At 63.7% G+C, this 25235-nt stretch carries 26 protein-coding genes and 1 pseudogene; 15 read left to right on the top strand and 12 right to left on the bottom strand.

Features of this window, described 5'->3' with window-relative positions; translation table 11 throughout:
• The first annotated feature begins 364 nt into the window (after nt 1–364).
• Nucleotides 365–2866, top strand: coding sequence for a helicase C-terminal domain-containing protein (locus tag V7R84_RS03155; protein ID WP_338571941.1), 2502 nt, complete (start codon nt 365–367; stop codon nt 2864–2866).
• A gap of 353 nt (nt 2867–3219) precedes the next feature.
• Here V7R84_RS03155 and V7R84_RS03150 read toward each other — a convergent pair whose 3' ends face one another.
• A complete protein-coding gene (locus V7R84_RS03150) occupies nt 3220–3477 on the bottom strand; it encodes a hypothetical protein (RefSeq protein WP_338571939.1) in 258 nt (85 codons plus the stop codon).
• A gap of 146 nt (nt 3478–3623) precedes the next feature.
• Here V7R84_RS03150 and V7R84_RS03145 point away from each other — a divergent pair, with 146 nt between their 5' ends.
• Complete coding sequence (locus tag V7R84_RS03145) at nt 3624–4889, top strand: hypothetical protein (protein ID WP_338571937.1); 1266 nt, start codon at nt 3624–3626, stop codon at nt 4887–4889.
• 181 nt (nt 4890–5070) lie between these two features.
• Nucleotides 5071–5325: a helix-turn-helix transcriptional regulator gene (locus V7R84_RS03140; RefSeq protein ID WP_338571935.1), complete on the top strand. Its 255-nt coding sequence runs from the start codon at nt 5071–5073 to the stop codon at nt 5323–5325.
• Nucleotides 5326–5436: 111 nt separating this feature from the next.
• Here the strand turns inward: V7R84_RS03140 and V7R84_RS03135 are convergent, their stop codons facing one another.
• From V7R84_RS03135 to V7R84_RS15400, 4 genes are read right to left on the bottom strand one after another with little or no spacing between them, the layout of a single operon-like run.
• Nucleotides 5437–5694, bottom strand: a complete 258-nt coding sequence (locus V7R84_RS03135) for a helix-turn-helix domain-containing protein (protein ID WP_338571933.1) — start codon at nt 5692–5694, stop codon at nt 5437–5439.
• 40 nt (nt 5695–5734) lie between these two features.
• On the bottom strand, nt 5735–6151 hold the full coding sequence (locus V7R84_RS03130) for a hypothetical protein (protein WP_338571932.1): 417 nt from the start codon (nt 6149–6151) through the stop codon (nt 5735–5737).
• Nucleotides 6152–6167: 16 nt separating this feature from the next.
• Nucleotides 6168–7328 (bottom strand): deoxyribodipyrimidine photo-lyase, encoded by a 1161-nt coding sequence (locus tag V7R84_RS03125; RefSeq protein ID WP_338571931.1) that lies wholly within the window; start codon nt 7326–7328, stop codon nt 6168–6170.
• On the bottom strand, nt 7226–7603 hold the full coding sequence (locus V7R84_RS15400; RefSeq protein ID WP_412728081.1) for a deoxyribodipyrimidine photo-lyase: 378 nt from the start codon (nt 7601–7603) through the stop codon (nt 7226–7228). Before V7R84_RS15400 ends, V7R84_RS03125 begins: the two co-directional genes overlap by 103 nt.
• 267 nt (nt 7604–7870) lie before the next feature.
• Here V7R84_RS15400 and V7R84_RS03120 point away from each other — a divergent pair, with 267 nt between their 5' ends.
• The 4 genes from V7R84_RS03120 to V7R84_RS03105 all read left to right on the top strand — a co-directional run bounded on the left by V7R84_RS03120 (nt 7871) and on the right by V7R84_RS03105 (nt 10819).
• Entirely contained in the window at nt 7871–8770 is a 900-nt protein-coding gene (locus tag V7R84_RS03120) for an NAD(P)H-binding protein (protein WP_338571929.1), read from the top strand.
• Nucleotides 8758–9216, top strand: a complete 459-nt coding sequence (locus V7R84_RS03115; protein WP_338571927.1) for a TspO/MBR family protein — start codon at nt 8758–8760, stop codon at nt 9214–9216. Before V7R84_RS03120 ends, V7R84_RS03115 begins: the two co-directional genes overlap by 13 nt.
• Nucleotides 9217–9290: 74 nt before the next feature.
• Entirely contained in the window at nt 9291–10505 is a 1215-nt protein-coding gene (locus tag V7R84_RS03110) for an FAD-dependent oxidoreductase (RefSeq protein WP_338571925.1), read from the top strand.
• Nucleotides 10506–10621: 116 nt separating this feature from the next.
• Nucleotides 10622–10819, top strand: coding sequence for an SDR family NAD(P)-dependent oxidoreductase (locus tag V7R84_RS03105; protein ID WP_338571924.1), 198 nt, complete (start codon nt 10622–10624; stop codon nt 10817–10819).
• A 12-nt stretch (nt 10820–10831) separates the two neighbouring features.
• Here the strand turns inward: V7R84_RS03105 and V7R84_RS15395 are convergent.
• Nucleotides 10832–12066 (bottom strand): annotated as a pseudogene (locus V7R84_RS15395) (IS3 family transposase).
• A gap of 76 nt (nt 12067–12142) precedes the next feature.
• Between V7R84_RS15395 and V7R84_RS03090 the strand changes: the two are divergent.
• The 5 genes from V7R84_RS03090 to V7R84_RS03070 all read left to right on the top strand — a co-directional run bounded on the left by V7R84_RS03090 (nt 12143) and on the right by V7R84_RS03070 (nt 15700).
• Nucleotides 12143–12460, top strand: coding sequence for a helix-turn-helix domain-containing protein (locus V7R84_RS03090; RefSeq protein WP_338571922.1), 318 nt, complete (start codon nt 12143–12145; stop codon nt 12458–12460).
• Between the two features lie 17 nt (nt 12461–12477).
• Nucleotides 12478–13404: an integrase core domain-containing protein gene (locus tag V7R84_RS03085; RefSeq protein WP_338571920.1), complete on the top strand. Its 927-nt coding sequence runs from the start codon at nt 12478–12480 to the stop codon at nt 13402–13404.
• A 93-nt stretch (nt 13405–13497) separates the two neighbouring features.
• Nucleotides 13498–13638, top strand: a complete 141-nt coding sequence (locus tag V7R84_RS03080; protein ID WP_338571918.1) for a hypothetical protein — start codon at nt 13498–13500, stop codon at nt 13636–13638.
• 20 nt (nt 13639–13658) lie between these two features.
• A complete protein-coding gene (locus V7R84_RS03075; RefSeq protein ID WP_338571916.1) occupies nt 13659–14498 on the top strand; it encodes a sugar phosphate isomerase/epimerase in 840 nt (279 codons plus the stop codon).
• 29 nt (nt 14499–14527) lie between these two features.
• On the top strand, nt 14528–15700 hold the full coding sequence (locus V7R84_RS03070) for a Gfo/Idh/MocA family protein (protein WP_125227429.1): 1173 nt from the start codon (nt 14528–14530) through the stop codon (nt 15698–15700).
• Nucleotides 15701–15824: 124 nt separating this feature from the next.
• Here V7R84_RS03070 and V7R84_RS03065 read toward each other — a convergent pair whose 3' ends face one another.
• Entirely contained in the window at nt 15825–16421 is a 597-nt protein-coding gene (locus V7R84_RS03065; RefSeq protein WP_338571912.1) for a TetR/AcrR family transcriptional regulator, read from the bottom strand.
• 74 nt (nt 16422–16495) lie between these two features.
• Here V7R84_RS03065 and V7R84_RS03060 point away from each other — a divergent pair, with 74 nt between their 5' ends.
• The 3 genes from V7R84_RS03060 (at nt 16496) to V7R84_RS03050 (ending at nt 18777) form a co-directional block, all read left to right on the top strand.
• Nucleotides 16496–17458 carry an aldo/keto reductase gene (locus V7R84_RS03060; RefSeq protein ID WP_338571911.1) on the top strand — a complete coding sequence of 321 codons (963 nt, stop codon included), beginning with the start codon at nt 16496–16498 and terminating at the stop codon, nt 17456–17458.
• A gap of 78 nt (nt 17459–17536) precedes the next feature.
• Nucleotides 17537–18235, top strand: coding sequence for an MFS transporter (locus V7R84_RS03055; RefSeq protein ID WP_338571908.1), 699 nt, complete (start codon nt 17537–17539; stop codon nt 18233–18235).
• Complete coding sequence (locus V7R84_RS03050) at nt 18232–18777, top strand: MFS transporter (RefSeq protein ID WP_338571906.1); 546 nt, start codon at nt 18232–18234, stop codon at nt 18775–18777. Before V7R84_RS03055 ends, V7R84_RS03050 begins: the two co-directional genes overlap by 4 nt.
• A gap of 257 nt (nt 18778–19034) precedes the next feature.
• On the opposite strand, the gene V7R84_RS03045 is transcribed toward V7R84_RS03050, so the two are convergent.
• The 5 genes from V7R84_RS03045 to V7R84_RS03025 all read right to left on the bottom strand — a co-directional run bounded on the left by V7R84_RS03045 (nt 19035) and on the right by V7R84_RS03025 (nt 25168).
• On the bottom strand, nt 19035–19832 hold the full coding sequence (locus tag V7R84_RS03045) for an AMP-binding protein (protein ID WP_338571904.1): 798 nt from the start codon (nt 19830–19832) through the stop codon (nt 19035–19037).
• Between the two features lie 18 nt (nt 19833–19850).
• On the bottom strand, nt 19851–20906 hold the full coding sequence (locus V7R84_RS03040) for a YeiH family protein (protein ID WP_338571901.1): 1056 nt from the start codon (nt 20904–20906) through the stop codon (nt 19851–19853).
• A gap of 70 nt (nt 20907–20976) precedes the next feature.
• Entirely contained in the window at nt 20977–22575 is a 1599-nt protein-coding gene (locus tag V7R84_RS03035) for an L-serine ammonia-lyase, iron-sulfur-dependent, subunit alpha (RefSeq protein ID WP_338571900.1), read from the bottom strand.
• Nucleotides 22576–22676: 101 nt separating this feature from the next.
• Nucleotides 22677–24254 carry a hypothetical protein gene (locus V7R84_RS03030; RefSeq protein ID WP_338571899.1) on the bottom strand — a complete coding sequence of 526 codons (1578 nt, stop codon included), beginning with the start codon at nt 24252–24254 and terminating at the stop codon, nt 22677–22679.
• A complete protein-coding gene (locus V7R84_RS03025) occupies nt 24251–25168 on the bottom strand; it encodes an ABC transporter ATP-binding protein (RefSeq protein ID WP_338571896.1) in 918 nt (305 codons plus the stop codon). Before V7R84_RS03025 ends, V7R84_RS03030 begins: the two co-directional genes overlap by 4 nt.
• Nucleotides 25169–25235 lie beyond the last annotated feature (67 nt).

Here is a 25235-nt window from a genome sequence, read left to right as displayed (position 1 = left end):
AAGGATCGTGGCCGCATTCACGGCAGCGGCTTGTCTTTCATCTGAGAGTCTTTGTAGTAGAACACTTTGAATTGTCTCAGATCGGGCAAGCCGCCTTCATGTCCCCCTCGGGACAAAGCGCTAGCTGAGGAAAACCAAAACACCCCTATGAATAAGCCTCACTGTCTCCACCACTTGACACCAAGGCCTTCCACTCGATCAACTTCGAGTTGTTCATCACATCTAATCCCGAATTCCACCACATCCGCTTCGGTGCCGGACGCCAGCCCCCACAAATGTGAGTTCGACTCGTTGACCTACACCCAAAGCTCCTGCGCCGTTGTAGGGGCTCCCAAAGATCATTGGGGTGAGATATCATCTGACCATGGCCATCGACTTCGGAGCGTTGAAGCAGCCGCGCACTGCCGATACACTTATCGACCCGCGCGACATCTTCAACGCGCTTCCCACCAAAACGTCCGGAATGAATTTCCTCCGGGGCCCACAGGATCAGGTCCTAGAGAAGTGGTTTGCTCGGCGGTCACAGCGAGACGTGGTGGTCAAACTCAACACTGGTGGGGGTAAAACTGTCGTCGGCCTGCTCATCGCCAAGAGTTCACTCGCCGAAGGTAAGGGTCCCGTCGCCTACCTGGTCCCCGATAAATACCTCGTAGACCAAGTCATCGCCGAGGCTAACAAACTTGGCATCTGCGTGGTTAACGACCCCAAAAGCTTCGCCTACTCTCAAGGGTCAGCCATCTTGGTTGACACCTTCCAGAAACTATTCAACGGAAAGTCTGTCTTCGGCGTCGGCGGGAGCGTTGGGCGATCGCCCTCAGTTCGCCTTCCTAACACCGTCATCATTGATGACGCCCACGCTTGCCTAAACAAGGCTGAGCAGGCCTTCCGGCTCGCTATCCCGAGCGAGCATGACGCCTACGAAAAGCTCCTAGCGCTGTTTGAGTCAACGCTCGAAGATCAGTCGCCAGCCGGATTCGTTGCGCTCAAGGCAAAGTCGAGCAGCGGTGTTCAACAGGTCCCCTATTGGTCTTGGGCCGAGAAGCAGCGCGAGGTCATCACCACCCTGCAGCCCCTGACGAACGAAGGCGACTATCAGTTCTCGTGGCCGCTCATCGCTGATGCACTGCCAATCTCTCGCGCGGTGTTTACCTCCGACGCACTTGAGATCGAAGCGCCGTGCCTGCCTTCCGACATCGTTACCGGGTTCAGCCAGGCCGAGCGCCGCATCTATTTGACGGCAACGCTCGCCGACGACGGCATCTTGGTAAGACACCTAGGTGCCGACCCGAAAGCCGTGGCAAATCCGATAACGCCGGCCAGCGCCGGCGATATCGGTGATCGTCTGATTCTCGTCCCACAGCAGACACACCCCACAGCAGCCGACGATGAGATCCGGGACCTCATCGTCGACCTTGCCGCCACGCGCAACATCGTCGTAATCGTACCGAGCGAGCGTAGAGCGGAGTACTGGCGGCCCTACGCCAAGTTTGTCCTAGCCAAGGACACGTTGACGCGGGGCATCGACCAACTGCGCCAGAACCCGGGCCTAGGTCTGGTCGTTCTCATTAATCGGTACGACGGCGTAGATCTCCCCGGCGACGTCTGTCACGTTCTCGTGGTTGATGGTCTTCCTGAGGCCATGTCAGGAACAGAACGAGTCGACCAGTCGCAACTGGCAGGCTCCGAGCTACTGGTGGCGCGACAGGTGCAGCGGCTTGAACAAGGGATGGGCCGTGCTACACGCTCCAACGACGACCACTGTGTCGTCTTCCTGCTCGACAACCGGCTGGCTGAGCGCCTGCACGGGAACGGAGCTCGCGACTGCTTTTCCCCCGCCACCCGCGCTCAGCTCAAGCTGTCCGAAAGGATCGCAGCGCAGCTGGAAGGTACCAGCCTGGATACGCTGAAGGAGGCTGCCCTCCAGTGTCTCAACCGTGATCCAGACTGGCTGGCGATCAGCCGTGCCACTCTTGCTCCTCTGCGATACGAGCAGGCCAACGTCAGTGAGCTATCGGTGGCCAGCCGCGAAGCCTTCGAACATGCCGTCGCTGGCGATTTCAACGCTGCGCTGAAAGCGATGCGGCGGGCAGTCGAAGCCGCGGACGGCCCGGCTGAGGAAGGCTACGTGCTGCAGCAGTACGCTGCCTACGAGCATCGCATCAACCCTGTTCAGGCTCAGCAGACCCAGAAGTCGGCGAACCGGAAGAATCGCAGTGTCCTGCGCCCTATGGAAGGCGTCGAATACGAAAAGCTGTCGGCACCAACGCTGGAGCAAGGCGCGTCGGCATCAGCCAACCTTCAACAACGCTACACCTCAGGCAACGAGTTGCTGCTAGGTGTCAATGCGCTGTTGGAGGACCTTTCGTGGAATGTGCGCGCCGAAGCTTTCGAGCAGGCATGGCACAACTTGGCGGATCATATCGGCTTCAATGGCCAGCGTCCCGAGCGGGACACCGGCCGTGGACCAGACAACCTGTGGGCACTGGCTGATAGGTCCTTCCACATCATCGAAGCTAAGAACCAGGTAAAGGAGTCGAACCCGGTCTACAAGAAGCACGCCGAGCAACTCTCCAACGCGATGGACTGGTTCCGGCAGTTGTACGGCACGAAGACCGCTGCGACGCCAGTGCTGGTGCACGCTAACGCGGTATTCGACAAGAAGGCTGCTGTCCCGATCGGCTGTCGTGTCGTCACCAAGGAGAAGCTGGACTCCCTCCGCAGTGCCATTCGTAACTATGCGATTGCCCTTGCCGCGAACGACACCTTCCGCGACGCGGCTGGCGTCGGGAAGTTGCTCGCCTCGTTCGGACTTACGGCCAAAGACTTCACCAATAGGTTCACTTCACCAGCGCGACGCGATAGCTGATCCTCCCGAGATAACGCGGATCCGAAGCGAGACCAGCAATGACCTGACGCACCAAGTTTCCCAGGGTTTGTGTGGCCAGTCCGTAGGAATTTGCTACATCACTAATCGTGCTAGACTTCTCAATAACCTCAAAAACGATCCGCCCAATCCATCGGTTCATAATAGACTTCCAGACGGGCTCAAGGGATCGGTGAATAAACCTCAACAGTCGATCAGCTCATAAAACTGCTCAAAGGGGCTCGCATCTCCGGCCAAGGCTATGCGCCTATCCGAGTGGAGCAGTTACAAGAGGCGCTGCGGCTGGAAGAGTAAGAGGGGAAGGCCCATGGGGCGTGGCCGAAGCTCCTAACTGACTACGCTGCTCGCCGATACGCTACCCCCACCTTGGGTGCGGCCTGTTCAATCCATTCTTCATGGAGGCCAAGTTGATGACCAATGGCGCTCTCTTCGATTTCGCGCGTCTGTTGCTCGCCATATAGATGGTCAATATGCCCGCGTACATCATCAATCTGTTGCTCGACTGCATCAAACCGACTATTCATACGCTTCTCAAGGGCATCCATATCATCTTTGATGAGGCGGTAGAGCTTGAGTACTTGTTCATCATTCATACTAATTACTATAAGAAAAATGGATGTATAAATCAAGGTTTAGCGTAAAGCATTGAGGCTTACCTGTTGTCATGCATTGACTAGATTAATCGGCGATATCTGGCCCTAGTCACTCGCAGGCTTTTGGTATATAATCATAACCAGCAATGCCACGCCAAAATCCTGACAATAAGCCATCGCTCCATGCTCGTCTCCGCAAGACCAAAGCGGCCTTTCTCGCAACAGCGTTGACGTTGGCTGGTGTGCTGCTCATCATGCTGGGCGGCTGGCTTTCTGGCCTCAATCTCGGTGACTGGTCGTGGCTGCATGCTTTGCCACTGGGCGAGCTGGGCGGCACGCTGTTTGGCGCTGGGCTGCTGGGTACGCTGTTTGAGTATTCTTTCCGCAAAGACCAAGAAGCCGCCGCCACTCGCCAGTTCCGCCAGATTATTCACGATGAGGCACCGGCGATGCGGGATGCGGTGATCGAGGGGTTCCGGTTCAACACTGACGATCTGGAGCGGATAGCCACGCCCCGGCTGTTGGATGAGTTGGCGGTCAATAGCTTGGGTATGCGCTTTGGTGATGCGGCTTTCGGGCGGGAGGTGTATGGGGACATCAAGCACCAGGCGATCACGGCCGAGGAACGCTGGTATGACGCGCGAGTCGACGCGACCCTAGGTATACCTAGGGTTAGGAGCGTAGCTCCTAACCCATTCTTTGACTTACTCGTCCGCTGGGAATACACAGTGGTTCCCAAGCACCGGTTCCGGAAGTTTGCCGTGGTCTCAGATCGGCAGCGGTATGACCAGATGGTGGCTGAGCGCGGGGAGACGAGCGTGTGGTTCCGCCGACCGGTACCTGGTCTAGAAGTCACTGACCCGGCAGTGTTTGCGTTGGAACAGTTCACCATCAATGGGAAGGCTATTCCGTTCACTCGCCAGGCCGATGATGTCTCACAGGTCTACATCGTCGACCTTGGTGAGCAGGTGGTGCGGGATGAGAAGCCGGTGGTTGTGTCGTTTGCGTTTCGGACGCTGGTGCCTCGGGATGGGCATGTGGTTCACATCGACATTGATCGTCCAACCAAGGGATTGGAAGTCGAGTTGACCTACGATGCTGCTGCTATCCGGCGCGTGCGGCTGATGGACTTCGCTTCTCGTGGTGACGGTGGCCGCATTATTACAGAGTCGGAGATACCGGTGGTCCGCTACCGCTACGACGGCTGGCTGTTCCCACGCGCTGGCCTGGTGTTTGCCTGGACGTTGGCGGACGAAGGCGCGATCGCTGCGCCACAAGCTGCAGCCGAAGCCTCACACCCCGAAGCGCCGAAACGTTCCGTGTCGACCGCTCGCGCCAACCCAGTACACAAAGATGGCGAGCACGCCGCGCCGAAGATCAAGAGGGACGCCCGCCACCGCCAAGCGGCATAGCGGGCGACTTGTGCGCTCAGGGCGCGTCTTGCGCGGTCACAGTGGATTACTCAGCAGCCACCCATGGCGGTCTCCTTTCCGTCTCGGTGGGGTTCGGTCTCGGCGGTATTGACCGTGTCCTCTAAATATTGCCATACATGTATGGTGGCGGCAAGGCTGGGACGCGGGGACGCTGGGGTGCATGGGTGGACCCGACCGAACCGACGCGGATTGGTGGGAGTTCGCCCGCGGTCTCGGAGTCAAGCTCCAGCGGGCACGCTTGGCCAAGGGTATGAGCCAAGAAGCTGTTGCTCACGCCGCTGGCATCTCCACCTTCACCTACCAGAAGTTCGAGAAGGGCGAATCCAAACCCGGCACACCCATGAACCCGCGGTTGCGCACCCTCTTGGCTCTCGCCGAGACCTTGGAGGTGAGGGTGGGGGAGTTGGTGGACTGAGGTTGCCAGAAGCCACCCGTCCCTGGAGCTATAGAGCAAGTGGCTTGATGGGATTCATGCTTCGTGATGCGTGATATCCACAAGGAAATGTGGTGCGGCGTTGATTGGAAATCAAATAGCTCGCGGCACAGGGCCTACAGGTCTGCGCTCAACTCCAGACTGGATCAGAATGTTCAGCACCGTGGTGCGGCTGACGCCAACCTCGCCCGCCACGTAGCGGGCTGAGCGTCCCGACTGGTACAGCTCCACCACGCGTTGGCGGACACGCTTGGTCGCGCGACGTTTCGTGATGGCGGGCCTGCCAGTGAGTCGAGCGGCAGGCGGACGAAGCTCAACGGGGGTGTTGTGGGTGTATTGAGCCAGGGCCACCCACACACAAGGCTCCCAGTGGCCTTAGTGCCGTCAGACCTCAGCCCGTGATACGACGCAGCACCCGGGAGTAGCCTACGGCCACCGGCTTTCTCACGAGCGTTGCCAGGACGTCCGGCACACCGCGGATGCTGAAGTCTTGTTCCCAGTGGAGACGGCTTCCGGTGCCCACTGCCTCGATGCTCGCGTGGATGGTGCCGGTGAGTACCGGTCCGGTCTTGATGATGACCGCGTAGTTCGGTGGCTGCCACCTGTTCACGAGCATGTGATCGTCGAACCGCAGCGGGCCCAGAGCGGTACGCGCCACGAAATGGCTTCCTGCACGCAAGGCGGAGCCATCGTCGCTGCTCACCTTGGTGAAGGGCACTGCCGTGCTGTGCCGCGACAGTTCCCACAGTTTTCTCCATAGCTCTTCGGGTGGCAGGGCCGATTCAAACTCCACCACGAACCGTGTCATCCCGTGGACACCCACCTCAACCACGTTCAGGCCTGGCATCGGCTGCGGATGCCGCACTTACTTGCTGGTGAGCGGCCAGCGCCTCGCGTCGCGACTCGGCCAGGTCGACGACAGGCACGATAGGCCGATCGAGTCCCGCCGGGATCCAGCTCTCGACATAGCAGCTGCGCGGGTCGAACCGGGAGCGCTGGAGTTCAGGGTTGAAGATGCGGAAGTAGGGCGCAGCGTCCGCGCCGCTGCCGGCCACCCACTGCCAAGAGACAGGATTGATGGCCTCGTCTGCGTCCACGAGAGTGTCCCAGAACCACTGCTCGCCGTCTTGCCATGGCTGGAGCATGTTCTTGGTGAACAGCGATGCAGCGACCATGCGCACCCGGTTGTGCATCCAGCCGGCCTGCCATAGTTGCCACATTCCGCCGTCGACGAGGTCGATGCCGGTGCGGCCCTGTCGCCAGGCCCGCGCCAGGTGGTCGTCGGGACGATAGGGGAATTCCGCGAAAGCTGAACGCATGGGGGTGTCCTCCAGATCTCCGCGGTAGTGGAGCAGGTGCCAGCAGAACTCGCGCCAGTAGAGTTGCCTGGTCCAAGCGGCGATGTCCTCGCCCGCGGCCGTGCTGCTACGGACTGCGGTCAAGGCTTGGCGCGGCGATAATTCCCCGCACCGCAGCCTCGGCGAGATTCTGCTGGTGGATCTTTCCTCCCCGGGCAGGTCACGGCGTTTGGCATAGCCGGGCAACCAGCCGTCGATGGCGTCCAGTTGCTGCCGGGCTGCCAATTCACCGGGCTCCCAGTGCTGTTCGAGGGTGTCGTCCCACCAGGCGGGGCCGTCGTCGAGCAAGCCAAGGTCCTCCAAGTTCTGCGGGACACCGTCCTCCCGCAACGTGGCCAGGGCTGTGGCCGCACCGTCCGGTGCGTCGACCGGTGAGGGCTCGGGCAGGAGGGCACCGAGGGGCAGGTCGGCTACGGCCCGGCTGAAAGGTGTGAAAACTTGGTAGTGGGAGCCGTTGGCCGTCTGTATCAGCCAGGGTTCGACGAGCAGACTGCCGGGGTGGCTGTGCACTTCGGTGCGGGAATTCAACTCTTGCTTGATGGCGGCGTCCAATCGGCAGGCTGCCGGGGCGTAGCGTCGTGTCCAGTGCACGCACGTGGGTTGTACGGTGTCCACGACTCGGCGCATGACGTTCGCGGCATCACCCTGGGCGAGGATGAGAGGATGAGTGGAATGCCCAGGTTGGCAAGCCGTGGCGCCAGCTGTTGCAGGCTGCGGTGGTACCACCACCGGGCGGCCGCACCGAGCGGGCGCGGGCCGTGCCGATTGTTTTCTTCATCGGTCCTGCGGGTTTCGTGGATCCACAGTGCCACCACGGGTCCGTGTGCTGCCGCGCAGGCGGCCGTCAGGGCCGGGTGGTCAGCCAGACGGAGGTCGTCGCGAAGCCAGATCAGTGTGGTCATGGATGGTCCTGGAGAGGGTTCAGTGCAGGAGTCGGCTGGCGGCACTGACTACCCGGCGCCGCGGGCTGGCATCCTGCAACGCATTGGAAGCGACGGGGCCAGCGCTGGCGATCTTGTTGGCGAAGGGTGGGGAGGTCATCGGCTGCTCTCGATCGAGTAAGCGGTTCACCCGAACCCGGGCGCAGGGTGTTGTGTTCATGCATTCTTGTCACCATGGGCAATCGTACGGGAATGCTGACTGGTGCCACAGGATAAGTCGGAGGTCTGGTGCTGGAGCGCCTGCTGGACGAGGGCTGGTCGATGCGGGTGCTGGTCCGCGATGCGTCGAAGCTGGAGGCCTCTGTACGGCAGCGCGTTGAGGTGGTTGAGGGCGACGCCGAGTCGGACGAGGACCTCGCTCGCGCCATGGCGGGGGACAAGGTGGCCTGGTTTCTGATGCACTCAATGGGCGGCGACGGGGACTTCGCCAAAACCGAGCGTTCCATTGCGGAGGCTTTTGCCAAAGCTGCTGCGGGCAGCGGTGTGGAGCGGATCGTTTATCTGGGTGGCCTGCACCCCGGCGAGGAGGATCTCAGCGAACACCTGGCCAGCCGGGTGGCGGTCGGCGAGGTTCTGATGGGCAGCGGCGTGCCGACCGCCGCCATCCACGCCGGCGTGGTGATGGGTGCCGGCTCCGCATCCTTCGACATGCTGCGCACGCTCACCGAGCGGCTCCCCGCTGCTGGCGGCCCGGCCTGGTTGCGCAACCAGATCCAGCCCATCGACGCCGCCGATGTCGTGCACTACCTCGTGGCTGCTGCGGACCTCCCGGCGGAGGTGAACCGCACCTTCGACGTGGGCGGCCCCGACCGGCTCAGCTATGCCGAGATGATGCAGCGCTATGCCCGGGTGAGGGGCCTTGGGCCGCGCCCGGTGGCCACAGCTCCGGTCATGACCCCGCGGCTGGCTGGTCATTGGATCGGCCTGATCACGCCAATTGAGGCGAAGCTCGCCGCACCGCTGGTGGGGTCGATGCTGCACGACACCGTGGTCAAGGAGAACGATCTGGACCTGCTGGTGGGCCCCCGAAGGGCGGCACCACCGGTTTCGACGACTCAGTACGCGAGGCGTCCCGCGATCTTGACTCGTGGAAATTTGCTCGCACCATCGCGGTGGTGGGCGCGGTAGTCACCGCCACTGCCGTGGCCGGTGGCATCGCCACCCGTCCCAACTCGTTGTGGTATCGCAGCCTGCGCAAGCCGTGCTGGCAGCCGCCGGCAGCGGCCTTCGGCCCGGTATGGACCATGCTGTACGCCGACATTGCCTTCGTCTCCGCCCTGCACTTGGCCGACCGTCTGGAGGGTTTCGAGGACGATGACGTCAAACCTTACGCCGCAGCATTGGCCGCCAACCTGGCCCTGAACGCGAGCTGGTCCTGGGTTTTCTTCTGCTCCCGCAATCTTCCGCTGGCCACTGGCGTCGCGGCAGCGCTAGCAGCCAGCTCAGCCGATCTGGTGCGGCGAGTATGGAAGTCCCGAACCCAGCGCGGCGTCGTGCTGGCACCCTATGCGGCCTGGACCGGGTTCGCGGCTGCGCTCACCGCTGAGCTTCTGCGCAGGAACCCCCGACGATGAACCAGTGACCCAGCCGGATCACATCGAGGGCCACTATCATGAAGAAAACGAGCGACAGGACAGGATGAGGACTGATGCCCGAGAGCGCACATGATGTGGTGGTGGTGGGTGCCGGCGTCGCTGGCTTGTCCTGCGCCCGTGAGTTGGCCCGCCTCGGGCTGGATGTCGTGCTGTTGGAGGCAGCCGAACGGGTAGGAGGTCGAGTCACCAGCGACGACGTGGACGGTTTCGTTGTGGACCGTGGATTCCAGGTCCTGAACCCTGCCTACCCCAATCTGCGCAAGGTGGTCCCGATGGGCCGGCTCGGTCTGCGTTCCTTCCCGCGACAGGTGCGGGTGCGCACCGGCGACAGGTTGGTGGAACTGAATGACCCAAGTCGCCGCCCCGGCCGTCTGCCTGCCGCTCTGGCGTCAGGGCTGGTCCGTCCGGGAGACTTCGCCCTGCTGGCAGCCGTGGCGCGGTCGGTGGTCCGGGACAGGCCACGCGGCGAGAACTTTGACTCCAGCGGTTTCACCGGGCCCCTGCGGCGGCAGGTGATTGACCCCTTCCTGGCAGGCGTCCTGTGCGAGCGTGATCAGTCCACCTCGGCGCGATTCGTGTCCTGGCTGCTCGCGATGTTCGCAGTCGGGACCCCGGGCCTCCCCAGCGGTGGGATGCGCACCCTGCCGCGGCTGATGGCCGAGGGTCTTGACGTGAGATTGGGTACGACTGTCGAGCACATCGATCTAGAGACAGGAACCCTCGCCACCAGCGCAGGTGAGTTTGCCGGGCGTCACGTGGTCGTGGCGGCGGGCCCCACAGCGACAGCTCAGCTCGCCGGAGGCCCCGTCCCTGAGGTGAATGCCACGTGCACCTTCTGGTTCGCTACGACTAAATCTCCAAGTGACACCGCGGCCATCCACCTGGATGGCTCAGGTGAGGCCCAGGTGGCCACTACTACGGTGGTCAGCAACCTGGCACCCGAGTATGCCCCCGCCGGTCAGCATCTGGTGGCCGCGCTGACTCTGGCAGACGCTCCCGGCAGCGACCCTCGCGAGGTCGACGAGGGAGCCGTGCGCTCGCAGCTCGCCCACATCTACCAGACCGACACGGCCGCTTGGCGCCTGGTCGCCCGCCATGATCTGGCCGAGACCGTCCCAGCCGTGGCTCCCGGGCGGCACAGGTCGACCGCCGGCATCGAGCGCCGTGGGCGCGCGCTGGTGTGCGGGGACCAGTTCGGTAATGCGTCGTTGGACGGCGCAGCGGCCTCCGGCCTCAAGGCCGCCGCAGCAATCGTGCGGCGAGGTTGAGCCAGAAGGTGCGCGCCCGGGACACAGGTGTGGGGACGATGGATCAAGTTAGGTCTTGATGACGGCAACATGAGGACCGTCCTGAAAGTCATGGCAGAACAGCGAGGGAACCCCTGATGACCGTCGTGCCCGTTGCTCTTGTTGCTGGCGGTTCGCGTGGCCTCGGACTGGAGATTGCTCGCCAGCTTCATCGGCGTGTCCATCACGTAGCTTTGTGTGCTCGTGATGAAGCTGCTCTGCAGCGTGCAGCGTGCAGCGTGCAGCGTGCAGCGTGCAGCGTGCAGCGTCCGAGTTCGAGGATTGAAGCGTCCTGAGTTTTTCTGGGGTTAGGGTGCAACGGGTGTTGGGTCCTGGTGGTGAGTGTAGGCGACTTCGACTTCCGTGGGGGTGTGGTAGTCCAGGGCTTCGTGCAGGCGGGCTGTGTTCCAGCAGTGGACCCACTCCATTGTGGCCAGTTCGACGGCCTCGATGGGCTCCTACAGGTGTTTGGAATGGATGAGTTCGGTCTTGTAGAGCCCGTTGACGGTTTCGGCTAGGGCGTTGTCGTAGGAGTCGCCCACGGTGCCCACGGAGGCTGTTACTCCTGCGGTGGTGAGTGCCTCCGAGTATGCCAGGCTGACGTACTGGGAGCTTTTGTTGCTGTGGTGGATCAGGCCTTCATGGCCGCGGCTGGTGCTTGTGCTCAGCAGGGCGTGCTCGAGAGCCAGCAGTGGTAGTCCTGTGGTGTGCAGGCTTGCCGAGACGGCCCAGCCCACGATGTGGCGGGTGCAGACGTCGGTGATGAACGCGACGTAACACAATCCCGTCAGGACACGCACGTAGGTGATGTCGGCAACCCACAGCTGGTTCGGGCGTTCGGCGGTGAACTGGCGTTCGACGAGATCGAGGCGGGTATCGGGGTGTTCGGCAGGGTGTGTGGTACGTGGTTTCCGGTCGCGGCGTACGCCCTGGAGGCCGGCGATCCTCATCAGGCGGGCGAGCTGGTCACGACCGATCTGCCAGCCGGAACGCAGCATCGCGTGGTGCATCTTCCGTACCCTGTAGACGCTGTAGTTCTCCTGGTGGATCCGTTTGATCTCAGGTAGCAGGACCTCGTCTCGTAGGGCCCGCACCGAGGCGGGGCGGGTCTTGGTGGCCCGATAGGCGCGGGAGGTGATGAACCCACACGTGGTCGCACGCAGAGTACGGCAGATGGCCTCGATCCCGAAACGGTCACGGTGTTCGTCGATGAACCGGATCATCTCGTCGTGGGGCGGTCGAGTTGTCTGGCGAAAATAGCCGACGCAGCCTTGAGGATCTCATTGGCGCGGCGGGCTTCGGCAAGCTCGCGCTTGAGGCGCTTGTTCTGTTCCTCCAAGGACTCGGCCACAGGCCTTGGTTCTGCCTCGGGGCCGTATCGGTTGCACTACAACCGCAAGGTCTCCTCGCCAACGCCGACCTGCGGGGCGATGACCCGGATCGAACGCGAACGCGGACCTCCCTCGACCGCTTGACGTTCTAGAACCAATCGGACCGCGCACTCACGCAACTCTGGACTGTTACTTCTTAGGCATGTTCCAATTCTTGTCCCGCGTCAAGCTTTCTGGCAGGCCGGTTATGAGGGCATGATCGGCGTCTGAGAGGAGGAGGACCCGACCATGGGACGACCACCGGTGTTCAGTCCGGAGACCAAGACCCGGATCGTGTTGAGCGTGCTGTCCGGCGAGGTGTCGGTCGCTGAGGCAGCCCGGAAGGAGAAGGTTTCCGAGCAGTCGATCAGCCGCTGGAAGGCAGAGTTCCTCGAAGCGGGCAAGACCGCCCTGGCGGCCGGCAAGTCCGGTCCTTCGACGCGAGAGGCCCAACTTGAGGCCCGGGTTGAAGACCTCACCCTGGCGCTGGGTGAGGCTGCGGTAGAGTTGAGGGTCTGGAAGAAGAGCGCTGAGGGTCGGCTGGGCCCTTCGAAAACCTCGAGGTAATCCGGATCGAGCAGGGAATGTCGACCACGAGGTTCTGCCAGCTACTCGACATTCCCGAACGGACCTGGCGACGCTGGCAAGCCAGGGCCCGCTCCGGGAAACCAGTCAAAAGTCCTTGGCCGGCTCCAGCACGCGACCAGCACCGGGCGGCGGTGGTCGCGATGGCCAGCAAGTATCCCGCCTGGGGACACCGCAAGATCTGGGCCATGGTCCGCCACGATGGACATCATGTCTCGCCGTCGACGGTGTTGCGGATCATGGCCGACGAAGGATTGCTGCTTCGCGCTGACTACCAGAAACAGCGCCGTGAGCTCGCCAAGCAACGCAAGGCGGCATTCGCCGCACCACCCACGGGACCAAACCAGGTCTGGCAGTTCGACTTCTCCGACTACGAGACCACCGGTGGTGGGACCTGGCGGGTCGCCGGGGTCGCGGACTACTACTCCAAGTACGAATTCGGCTGGCACTGGTCCCCGACGGTGAACCAGCACGACGCGATCGCCGGTGTCGAACTCGCTCTCGCGGAGGCCGAGACCATGCTCAACGGCATCAGCTTGGTCGATCACCTCACCGATCCCGCCACTGGTGAGATCGTTCCGATCACCCTGGTCACCGACAACGGCGGACCTTTCCGCTCGTTCCGCTTCGAGCACTTCATCACCGCGCATCCCGAGCTCAGGCACATCCGGACCCGGGTCCGCACTCCCGGGCAGAACGGTGTCCGCGAACGTGCCTTCCAGAGCCTGAAGTACGAGCGGCTCTACCGCGAACAGATCGATGATGCACTCGACCTGGCCCGCGAAGCCGATGCTTACCGCACCGAGTTCAACACCATCCGCCCACACCAAGCACTCGCCTGGAACCGGCCCTCACAGGTTCACCGCGGCCTGGCCGACCCGACATCCCCCAACTTTCCCGAGCCCGAAATCCTGCCAACTACTTGACGCGGGACATTCTCCTTCAACTGGATCGGAACCAAACCCAGGACGGTTCAGTATCGAGTTCCGGGGCTCGGCGAGGTCGACTGGAACCGTGTCGTGGATGCCCTTTACGAGCACGGATACGACGGCGTGCTCTCCGTGGAGCACGAGGACCCGGTGTGGGGGGTCACCGAACCAAGGATCAAGACGGGACTGCGTATTGCGCATCGGACCCTGCGGCCACTGATGGTCGCCTGAACAGCAGGAAAGGAAACGACATGAAACTGGGCTACTGCTCAATCACCTGGGGTGGCGTGGTGGGTCATCCCGCCGGGGTCACCAGCGTCAAGGACCTCTTCTACCTGGCTCACGGGGACACCCTCCGAGCTGTCCGGGAGATCGGAGAGGTCGGCTACCGGGGCATCGAGATGTTCGACGGGAACGTCGCCGAGTTCGAAGGGGAGCCGCGCGTCCTCACCGACGCGCTCCAAGCCTCTGGGTTGGAACTCGTCAGCGTGTACACGGGCGCCAACTTCATCTACGCCGACATCCTTCCGGACGAGCTGCACCGGGTGCGTCGGGCTGCGCAGTTGGCCGCGACGTTCGGGGCGAAGCGGCTGGTGGTCGGGGGAGGCGCCCGTCGTGCCGCTGGTACCACCGACGAGGACTATGACCGGCTGGGACGCTCGCTGGACACCGTCTGCGAGATCGCTGAGGAACACGGCCTCGAGGCCAGCTATCACCCACACCTCGACACCATCGTCGAGAATCCGGACGAACTCGAGATCATCATGAAGCGAAGCCGGATCGCCTTCTGCCCGGACACCGCGCACCTCGCTGCCGGTGGCGGGGATCCGGCCGAGATCATCCGCAGGTACCCCGATCGGGTCAAGCACATGCATCTCAAGGATTTCCAGCCGGAACCCTTCAACTTCCTGCCCCTGGGTGAGGGCGTGCTGGATCTCCCTGACATCGTCTCGGCCATTGCCGAAGCGGGCTATGACAGCTGGCTGATGGTGGAGCTGGACGAGTACGACGGCGACCCGCAAGAGGCTGCCCGCATCAGCAGGAACTACCTGGAGAAGGTGCTGGCGGATGCCGGCATCCCGTGCAACTGACACACCGATCGGGACGAGGAGCAACAGACATGCAGGAAATCAATGTGGGACTCATCGGCGGCGGGTTCATGGGCAAGGCCCATTCGCTCGCCTACGCCGCGATGCCGATGTTCTTCTGGCCGGCGCCGGCCATTCCGGTACGCAGGATCGTGGCCGAGGCCGACGCCGATCTGGCAGCCGTGGCGGCGAAGCGGTTCGGGTTCGAGCGCTCGACCGCGGACTGGCGCGAGATCGTCGAGGATCCTGACGTTCACGTCGTGGACATCGCGACTCCGAACAATCTGCACGCGGAGGCGGCCATCGCGGCTGCTCAGGCGGGCAAGCACATCATCTGTGAGAAACCCTTGGCGCGGACCTCCCAGGAGGCCAAGGCGATGTACGAAGCGGCCAAGGGCGCGGGAATCGTGCACATGGTGGCCTTCAACTATCGACGCACCCCGGCGGTGGCGTTGGCCAAGAAGTACATCGAGGAGGGGGCCATTGGCCGAATCCTCAGTTTCCGTGGGACCTACCTCCAGGACTGGAGCGCTGACCCCGACTCGCCGCTTTCGTGGCGCTTCCAGAAGTCCATCGCAGGCTCCGGCGCCTTGGGGGACATCGCCACCCATGTGATCGACATGGCGCGGTATCTGGTGGGCGAGGTTGCCTCCGTCAACGCGATCATGAACACCTGGATCGCGGATCGGCCGGTCCAGGCCGAAGGCGCTGATCTTCTCGGGACGAGCAAGAACAGCGGTGGACCTCGTGCTGAGGTGGATGTCGACGATGAGGTGATGACGATGCTGAAGTTCGCGGACGGCGCCGTCGGTTCGGTGGAGGCCACTCGCAATGCGTATGGCCGGAACAACTTCATCACGCTCGAGATCCATGGGACGGAGGGCTCCATCCACTTCAACTATGAGCGACGCGACGAACTCCAGGTGTGCTTCGCCAGCGATGGTTCGGATCGGCGTGGCTTCCGCACGGTGTACACCGGACCGGCGCACCCCTACGGCGATGCCCTGTGGCCGATCCCGGCCCTGGGAATCGGGTACGGGGAAACGAAGATCATCGAGGCGCACGACTTCATCAAGGCGATTGTGGAGGGCGGCACGGTGAGTCCGAATTTCGCTGACGGTTATCAGATCGCGCTGATCGAGGATGCCATCGCTGCCTCGGCGGCCTCGGGCAGCTGGGTCGACGTGCCGTCGATCGACGGATGACCTCTTCCCTCCTGTAGGGGACGGCGGCGTGGACCCGGGATGGGTTCACGCCGCCCTTGGTTCGAGGCGCATCACGGGGCTTGAGGCCGAGGGCGATCGGGGCTCCCAAGCGGATGGTGAGTGCTCAGTCGATTCCCCGGCTGGCCAGATAGGCGTCGATGACCGTGCAGAGTTCCTGCGTGTCGCGGTGCTCGTCGCCCGTGACGGTGCCGAGCAGCGGCAGGCTGCCGCGGAAGACGGCGCTGGCCTGGCGGGCGGCAAGCTCGAGGTCGTCCCTTGGCAGGTCGGGGTTGCGTTCGGCCAGGAGGGTGACGAGGCGGGCCGCGAAGGCCTGATTCACGCCGTCGACCTCCTGGCGCAGCGACGCCGGCAGATTCGGGTGTGCGTAGATGAGGGTGAAGGTGGCGTTGGCACGCTTGAACTCGGCCAGTGGGTGGAGGAGGGTCGAGATCAGATCCCGACGCGGAGTGGCCGCGCCGATCGTGGGCCACACCCCTTGGTAGACCTCGCTGAGGCGGGTGAGGTAGTCGTGGACGACGGCCCGCAGGATGTCGGTGCGGTCGGTGAAGTACTGGTACAGCGAGCCGGGGGAGATGCCCGCCTCGGCCGCGATGGCGTTCGTCGTCGCCCGGTCCACTCCGTCGCGGGCGAACACGACGACGGCGGCCTCGACGATGGCGGCCATCCGGGCCAGGCCGCGGGCTGAACGTTGGGTCGCCACAGCTCCTCCTTGTGAATGCGAGCAAAAGCTCGTATGTTGGTGCGAGTCATTACTCGCATTGAGAGGATAACGCAGTGAGACGAATCATCGGAGGCATCGAGACCTTCCCCATCGGGCTCGGCTGCATGGGCATGACCATGTCCTACGGGCCCGTCGACAAGGCCGAGGCGGCAGCGACGGTGCAGGCCGCCGTCGACGCGGGCGTCACCCTGTTCGACACCGCCCAGATGTATGGCGGTGGCCGGAACGAGGCATTCATTGGCCCTCTGCTGGAACCGTTCCGCGATGACATCGTCCTCGCCACGAAGTCCGGCATCCGGACCCGCTTCGGCGGCCTGCCAGTCGGGCTCGACGGCCGCCCCGAGTCCATCCGCAAGGGACTCGACGCGTCACTGAAACGGCTGCGCACCGACCGGGTCGACCTGTACTACCTGCACCGGGTCGACCCGAAGGTGCCCCTCGAGGACAGCGTCGGTGCGCTGGCCGACGGCGTGCATGCGGGCAAGGTGCGTGCCATCGGGCTCAGCGAGGTCACGGGGAGTCAGCTCCGTCGCGCCCACGCCGTGCACCCCGTCGCAGCCGTCCAGATGGAGTGGTCGCTGTTCTCCCGCACCCTCGAGGACGACGTGCTGCCGGTTGCGCGGGAGCTCGGGGTCGGGATCGTCACCTACTCACCGCTCGGCCGGGGCATGCTGACCGGGTCGCCCGCGGCGACGACCAATCTTTCCCTCCTCGACTACCGCCGCATCCTGCCGCGCTGGCGCAAGGAGAACCTCGCCGCGAACCTCCGAACCCTGGACATCATCGGGCAGGTCGCGGCCCGCCACGACGCCACCCTCGGGCAGGTCGCCCTGGCCTGGGTGCTCGCCCGAGGCGACGACGTCGTCCCGATCCCCGGTACCAAACGCCGCCGCCACCTCAAGGAGAACCTCGCGGCGCTGGAGCTCCGGCTCAGCGCGGAGGATCTCGTCGAACTCGACCGGATCCGCGCCCAGGGCGACCGGTACGGCCGACTCGGGGTGAGTGCGGGCGAGTGAAGCAGGTGGCAGGTTAGGCTAACCTAAATCCTGATCGTCAATCTGCTGTTTTTTCGGTGCTCTCGAGGAGGGTTTGTCATGGATTCCAAAGGTCGAGAAGTCGACTGGGGCGCGGTGGCGATGGCTGCAACCGTCATGATCGTCGAGGGGTACGACCTTGTGATCTATGGCAACACCCTCCCGATCATGCTCAAGGATGCAGGGCTGGGGCTCAGCGTGGGGGCGGCAGGTGTGGTCGGTTCAGCCGTATTCGTCGGCATGTTGCTGGGAGGCCTCAGCGTGGGCCTTCTGGTGCGACGTCTCGGGGTCAGAAACATGCTCATGCTCGGGATCGGGTGCTTCTCGTTGGCCATGGCCGGAGCCGCACTGGCCCATCAGCCTTGGGCACTTGGCTTCCTGCGCCTCCTGGCGGGTTGGGGACTGGGTGCCGTCATGCCCGCCTGCATGGCCATGACGCGGCAGAGTGCCACTTCGCGGTCGGGCCCGTTTGCCATTTCGGCCGTGATGGCAGGTATCCCCTTGGGCGGGATCGTGGCCAGCTCGTTCACTTATCTCGGGGCAGGGACGTTGGGGTGGCGTGGCCTGTTCGGTGTGGGGGCGTTGCTTGGTGTGCTCCTGCTCCCCTTCGTCTCAATGTTCGCTGAGCGGGTCACCGCCCACGGTGATGGAGCTGCGACACCGAGGCAGGGTCGACTTGTCCCTCCCCCTTTCGGTTTGTCGTTGCTGTTGGATGCCTGGCCACGTTCTGCTTCCTCCTCACCTTCTACGGCCTTGTGACTTGGCTTCCTCAACTGATGACCGAACTCCGGGTACCCCTTGAAGGTGCCCTGCAGTTGGCGCTCGTGCTGAACGCAGGTGGTGTCATCGGCTCCCTGTCCACTGGATTCGTGGCGACGCGACTCGGATCCCTGAGAACCTTGGGCTGCGCAGGACTCATCTGTGCTGCGATGCTGATCCTCATACCCAGCGGGTTGGTCTCGGGGGCAGGGCTGATGGTGCTCGTCACTGTGCTCGGCATGGTTGCCCCGACGACACAGAACCTCGTCAATGCCCTCGTAGCCGAGATTGTTCCCGCGCAGAGTCGGGCAGCGAGTCTGGGGCGCACCCTGGGGGTGGGACGTCTCGGTGCCATCACCGCGCCGTTGATCGGCTCTTGGCTGTTGGCCCACATCCCGCGAGGGAGTGGTCTGCAGGGGGGAGCCGGCTCGGTCTTCGTCACCTTTGCCGGTGTGTGTCTTCTCGGGGTGGCCATCTCCTTGTTGTTCCCATGGGGTGCGCGCCACGCCCGTGCCCAGGAGATCACGAACGAAATCGGATGATGATGTGGTCGGCTCGTCCGCTCTCTTCAAGGTGTCATTCACGACCTTCCTCTCCGCTGGTCGAGCCGGACGACGCGCGTCAGCGCGCCGTGCGTGTCGAGACCCCTGGCGCTCGGTGCTGGAACTCCAGTTGAGCGGGAATCCCCAGGGGGCTCGACACGGCTCCTCCGCAGGCCTCGGCCCCGGTGTGAGCAACAGCGAGGAGGGCGACGCCGACACCGAAAAGAGCAGCCGCCCGAGCCCCGTGAACAACGCCCTCAGCGTTGTTCCACGCTCGTTGAAACCTCCTCTTGGCGCAACTTCATGCTCGCCGTCTTGCCGATCGCGGTACGTGGTAGTTCGTTGTTGAACTGAAAGATGTCCGGCATCTTGAAGGACGCGATGCCCTTGTCCAAGAGGTGCCTTCTGAGCTCCCGGACATCGACGTCGTGCCCCTCCTTCAGGACGACATGCGCCTTGATCCGCTCTCCCAGAAGTTGATCAGGGATCCCCACGACGCAGACCTCAAGAATGCTCGGGTGGGAAAGCAACAGATTCTCCACCTCCTCGGGAGCGATCTTCTCCCCGCCCCGATTGATCTGGTCCTTGGAACGTCCTGTCACCTGCAGGTTGGGCCCAACCATCCGCACGATGTCCCCGGTCCGGTAGAACCCCTCCCGGGTGAAGGCCTTGGCATTGTGTTCGGGGGAGGCCAGATAGCCGCGGATCGTGTAGGGGCCACGGGTCAACAGATGTCCTGACTCCCCGGGCGGGACGGGAACATCGTTGTCATCGACGATCAGGATCTCGTCATCCGGACTGATTGGCCTCCCCTGGGTAGTGACAACCAATTCGTCGGAGTCGCTGAACCGCGTGTAGTTGACCAACCCCTCAGCCATGCCGAAAACCTGTTGCAGTCGGCAGTTGAAGGAGGGGGTGATTCTTCTGGCCACTTCCTCTGACAGCTTGGCCCCGCCGACCTGGATGACCTCCAAGGAGGACAGGTCGTGCGTGTTCAACTCCAGAGCCTCCAGCCAGAGCATGGCCACTGGGGGGACGATTCCCGTGATCGTCACGCGATGGTCAGCTTGGTCTCAGCCGGTCAGCGCGACCCCGGTGTGGGCGATCACCGCGACCAGCAGCGTCGATGCGGCCGCCAGGACAAAGGGGCGCAGGCCGACCTTCAGGAGGTTCCTGACCCTCACCCCGCACCCCAGCCCGAACATGGCGGCCGCCAGCAGCAGGACCTGCAACGTCTCACCGGCGCCCAGCGCCGTCCCAGGCAACGCCACGAAGGAACGCAGCAGCACCATCGCCAGGAACCCGAGGATGAAAGGCGGCACGATCGGGGGAAGTTTCGTGCGCGACGCCCGCCGCCCGGGCACCTCCGATCGTTGAAGCCGGCGCTGCCGGAAACTCAGGACCGCGATCACGGGCGCCAGCAACAGCACACGAGCGAGTTTGACGACGACCGCGACGGCCAGCGCCCCACCGCCGATCACACCCCCGATCGCCACCACCTGGGCGATCTCGTGGGTGGAGCCGCCCGCCCACTTCCCGGCGGTCACGACATCCAGGCCGAGCAGGCCCGCCACGAGCGGCACGAGGGGAATCATCAGGGTTCCGAAGATCACTACCAGCGCCACCGCCGTGATGGTGTCCTCCTCGGCCTCGTCGTTCGGGTCGGTGACCCCGGCGGCCCCCGCCACGGCGGCGGCCCCGCAGATGGAGAATCCGCAGGCGATCAGCAAGGAGAGGGTCGGAGGAACCCGCAGCAGCCTTCCCAGCAGAACCGTTCCCAGCATTCCGCCCGTGACTATGCACGCGACCACCAGCAGCATCGGCACACCCAGGTCGATGATGCTGGTCAACGACAACTTGAGCCCGAGAAGGATGATCCCCGCGCGCAGTAGCTTTTTCGCCGAGAAATCAATACCGGGGGAGAGGGCCTCCGGGATGCGGACGACATTGGTCAGGAGTACCCCCAGCACGATCGCGATGATCAACGCGCTGACACTAGGCAGGAATAGGTTGATTCCGTAGCCGATTCCGGCAGCGGCCAAGCACACCGCACACCCGGGGAGTAGTCTCCCAACCCGGGAAGAAGCCGGGCCTTTCGTCGCGGGGGAATTGGATCGTGCACGCGTCATGAGCCCTATCATCCACCCAGGACCACATTTTCGCTCTCCCGAGCGCTCGACATGGCCCGGAGGGTGCGTTTCAGCACTCCACGACGTTGACGGCCAGCCCTCCCTCCGAAGTCTCCTTGTACTTCGAGAGCATGTCTTTGCCGGTCTGGCGCATCGTCTCGATCACGACGTCCAGGCTCACGGTGTGGCGTCCATCCCCCCACATAGCCATGCGGGCGGCGTTGATGGCTTTGCTGGCGGCGATGGCGTTTCGTTCGATACATGGAACTTGTACTAGTCCGGCGACCGGGTCGCAGGTGAGGCCCAGTGAATGCTCCATAGCGATCTCCGCCGCATTTTCCACCTGGCGGGGTGTGCCTCCCAAGGCTTGCGCGAGACCCGCGGCTGCCATGGCTGAGGCTGAACCCACCTCGCCTTGGCAGCCGACCTCCGCTCCTGCGATGGATGCGTTCGTCTTGATGAGGGAACCGACGGCGGCGCCGGCTAACAGGAAACGATGCACTGCCCTGCGTCGCTTCGTGCTGTTCCCCTCCCGGTCCGCAGGGGAAAGGCGGAAAGGAAAACGGCCATCCTGGTCGAGGGGGGTGAACATCCCGAAAGGCACACCGGCCTCCGGGCAGTAGCAGGTCAAGAACCCGATGACGGCAGGGATCACGCCGGCTGCACCGTTCGTCGGGGCGGTGACCACGCGATGACCGGCCGCATTCTCCTCGTTGACCGCCAAGGCGTAGAGATTCACCCAGTCCATGGACCGCATCGGATCCGCGTAGGTGGCGGCCCACTCCATGGAATCCGGGAGTTCGCGGGGCTGGCAGGCCTCACGTTCTCGCAGCCGCTTCGCCAGGGTTCCGGCGCGGCGTAACACGTTGAGGCCGCCCGGAAGGATTCCATACTCCTGAAGTCCGGCGTCGATGCAGTCGAACATCGTGTTTGCGACGAGGTCGAGGTAGGCATCCACTTCTTCTTCGGGTCGCATGGCGGTCTCGTTTTCGTAGACCAGCTGGGCAATCGACAGACCGGACCTGTCGCAGGCGTTCAACAATTCCATGGCCTTGTTGAAAGGGTGGGGAAGATCGGGCTGCGGAGAATCCTCGTCCGAGACCGCCCGATCCAAGGGACGCACCAGCGGGGCCTGAGGGTCGTCATTGGTCTGCTCCATAACGAACCCGCCACCTATCGAGTAGTAGGTGCGGCGCAGCAGCACTTCGCCGACTGCGTTGCAGGCGGTGATCGTCAAGGCATTGACGTGGTAGGGCAGCACCGTCCTGGGGATGAAACGCATGTCCTTGGTGATGTCGAACGGTACCTGTGCGATCCCGGCCAGGGGCAGCCGGCCCGAGTCGGCCAAGGCCGGCAGCAGGGATTCGACCTCGGGAATCGACACGGTCTCGGGGGCGTGACCTGCGAGACCCAGCAGGACAGCCCGGTCGGTGCTGTGACCGCGGCCCGTGGCCCCCAAAGAACCGAACAAGTCGATAGTGATGCGTCTGACCTCATTGGCTCGCGGCGAACCTGCCAATTCCGAGACGAAGGCCACCCCGGCGCGCATCGGTCCAACCGTGTGGGAGGAGGAGGGGCCGATGCCCACGCGGAACAGATCGACCACGGAGAGTGGGCGTGGGGAAACCAAGGAGGTCGGTCTCGTCGCTGATGCCGGGAGCGTGTGCATCACTCAATTGTTCCACTTGGAGACGGTCAAAGCCAGAGATCCAGAGGAAACCGTGCCCGTTCCTGGAGCGCGGCACCGTGCGTTTGAGCAAGCCTGACCTTTCAACCACGAAGCAGATCACGGCGGTCGAGCGCGTACCCTCCGATCAGGACCGCGACCGCGGCGCCCGTGGCCAGCAGCAGCACCGCGAGACCATCTGCCTCATCACCCGGGAGCTGACCAACCCAATCGAGGGGGGAGAACCGTCGTGCCCAACCGGGCAGCTGCAAAATCTCCGCGAGCATCCCGACGACCAATGTCCAGATGGGAAACCCCCAGGACAGGAAACCCGATTGCGGAGCCACCCCGACGAGCAGGGAACCGAACCCCACCATGGCGAGTGCAGGGGCCAGGAAAGCGGAACCCGCGGCCAGGTCGTCACTCAACGCCGCAGAATCGCCCGTCGCCCACCACTGACACAGCCCGAGCGTGGCGGCTGAGAGCAGCAGCACCATGGCGGTCACGAATAACGCCAGAACATGCCACCCGAACCACCAACCCCACCGGCTGATCCTGCCGGACAGCAACAACCCGAAACGGGCCTGGGACTCCTCCGCGGCGAACCTCAAAGTCACGGCAAGCCCGGCGGCGGCAGCCAAGACCGAGGCGAGCAGTAGACCGATCTGCGGGGCCAGGTCGTCTGCTTTCCCACCGAAGGCCGCGAGCAGACCGGGATTTGCCGCGATCGTGCTGGCGAAGTCGTCGGTCATCAATCCCAGAATTGTGGCCCAGATCACCGATCCCAGCAGCCAGCCCAGTACCGCCCCGCGTGTGGAACGCCAGGCGAGCCCCGCAGGTCGGGAAAGCAGACGCCCCGCCCCGGGGCGGCCGAGCCGGGTGGGAAGCAGCCCGGAGCCGAGGTCGCGATTGGCCGCTCCCAGCGCGGCGGCGACCGCACATCCTGCGGCCAGCAACAACAGCGAAAGCAGAGGCGGCCAGTGCAGGTCGTTCCAGGGGTGGACCTCGACCACCCAGCTCATCGGGGAGACCCAGACCCCGGGCCAGTTCTGCGAGTCCACGATCATCCTGACCAAGTAGCCGGCAAGGGCCAGCAGAAGACCCAGACCATTCGCGGCTCGCGGTGTACTGGCCACCTGGGCGGTCAGCAAACCCACCCCGGACCAGGCCAGGACGAACCCGGTCATGGCCAGCGAATAACTGGCGCTGCTCGTCGCCGGGTATTCCAACATCACCAAGCCCGACCAGCACCCCAGGCCGAACACCGCCCACGAAATGATTAGAGACATAAACGCCGCGACCGGTACCGCGGTCCTGTGGATGCGGGTGGAGGTCAGCAGCTCCAGCACACCAGTGAACTCAGGGGTGCGGGTGAGGCGGACGGCCAGCAGCACACCGCTCAGGGGAAGGAGCAACTGTCCCATGAAACCGACCTCATAAGCGGCGATACCGCCCAGAACGTCAAGGTCGTACCCACGACCGTTCATGGTGATCTGAGCGGGAGAGGCCCCCATGGTCGCCGCATAGATCGTCCGTTCGGTCTCCTCGCCGTACAGATCCTTCACCCCGGAAGCGATGGCGACGACCAGGGCCGCCAGCAGGGTGGGGGACAGGAGCAACCAGAGCCATGCGGTGCGCCACTGCATCCTGAGCAGGGCCCACATCCCCGACGCGCACCTCATCGGAGGTTCCCCTCGTAGCGCTGCCAGAACAGGTCGTCCAGGTTCGCAGGGGTTATGGTCAACCCGTGGGGAGCCGATGACACGAGCGCGGAGACGACTGGCATCACGTCATCGGGTGGCACCGAGAGATCCAGCCGCAGCGGGTCGTCGTTCGTTGCATGCACCGTTCCCTCCGGGAGGATTCCGTCGGGCAATGGACGATCGAGCCGCGCCCCGATGCGCACATGGGCATGGTCCCTGAGGTTGTCGAGGGAGTCGGTGACGATGGCGCGCCCGGCTCGGATGATCGTCACCTCGTGACAGAGCAATTCCACCTCGCTCATGATGTGGCTGCTCAACAGGATCGTGCGGCCCTCGGCAGCGATCTCTCGGATCGTCTCCACGAAACGGCGTTCCATCACTGGGTCCAAGCCGGAGGTCGGCTCGTCCAGCAGCAGCAGGGAGGCCCGAGTCGCCAGAGCCGAGATCAAGGCCACCTTCTGCCTGTTGCCTTTGGAATAACCGCCGACCCGGCGCCGGGGATCGAGTTCGAAGCGTTCGATCAGCTGGTCGCGTCGGCTCCGGTCCTGGCTGCCCTGGAGATGCCCCATCAGGTCGATGCACTCGCCGCCCGTGAGCCCGGGCCACAGGACAGTGTCGCCGGGAACGTAGGCGATGTGCTCGTGGATCAGCGGGGCGGCGCGCCAGGGGTCGGCCCCGAACACCGCGGCCCTGCCGCCGTTCAGGCGGATCTGGCCCAGAAGGGCCCGGATCGTGGTCGACTTTCCCGCGCCGTTCGGCCCGAGGAAACCGTGCACGGTGCCGCGCCGGACCCTCAGGTCGAGGCCTGCGAGCGCCTGGACGCTGCCGAAACGCTTGGTCGCATCCTCCAACACAATGGGAAAGTCAGTATCAATTGAAAGTAACTGTCTCATATGGTGATGGTACACCTCCCCGGCTGCGGTGCCGACCTATGGCAGGATCGTGGACCAGGACGGGGAA

Origin of the sequence: Arachnia propionica (genome assembly GCF_037055325.1) — a bacterium.
Taxonomy (GTDB): Bacteria; Actinomycetota; Actinomycetes; order Propionibacteriales; family Propionibacteriaceae; genus Arachnia.
The sequence above is the reverse complement of the archived record's forward strand: the minus strand, read 5'-3'. Positions and strand labels throughout refer to the sequence as shown.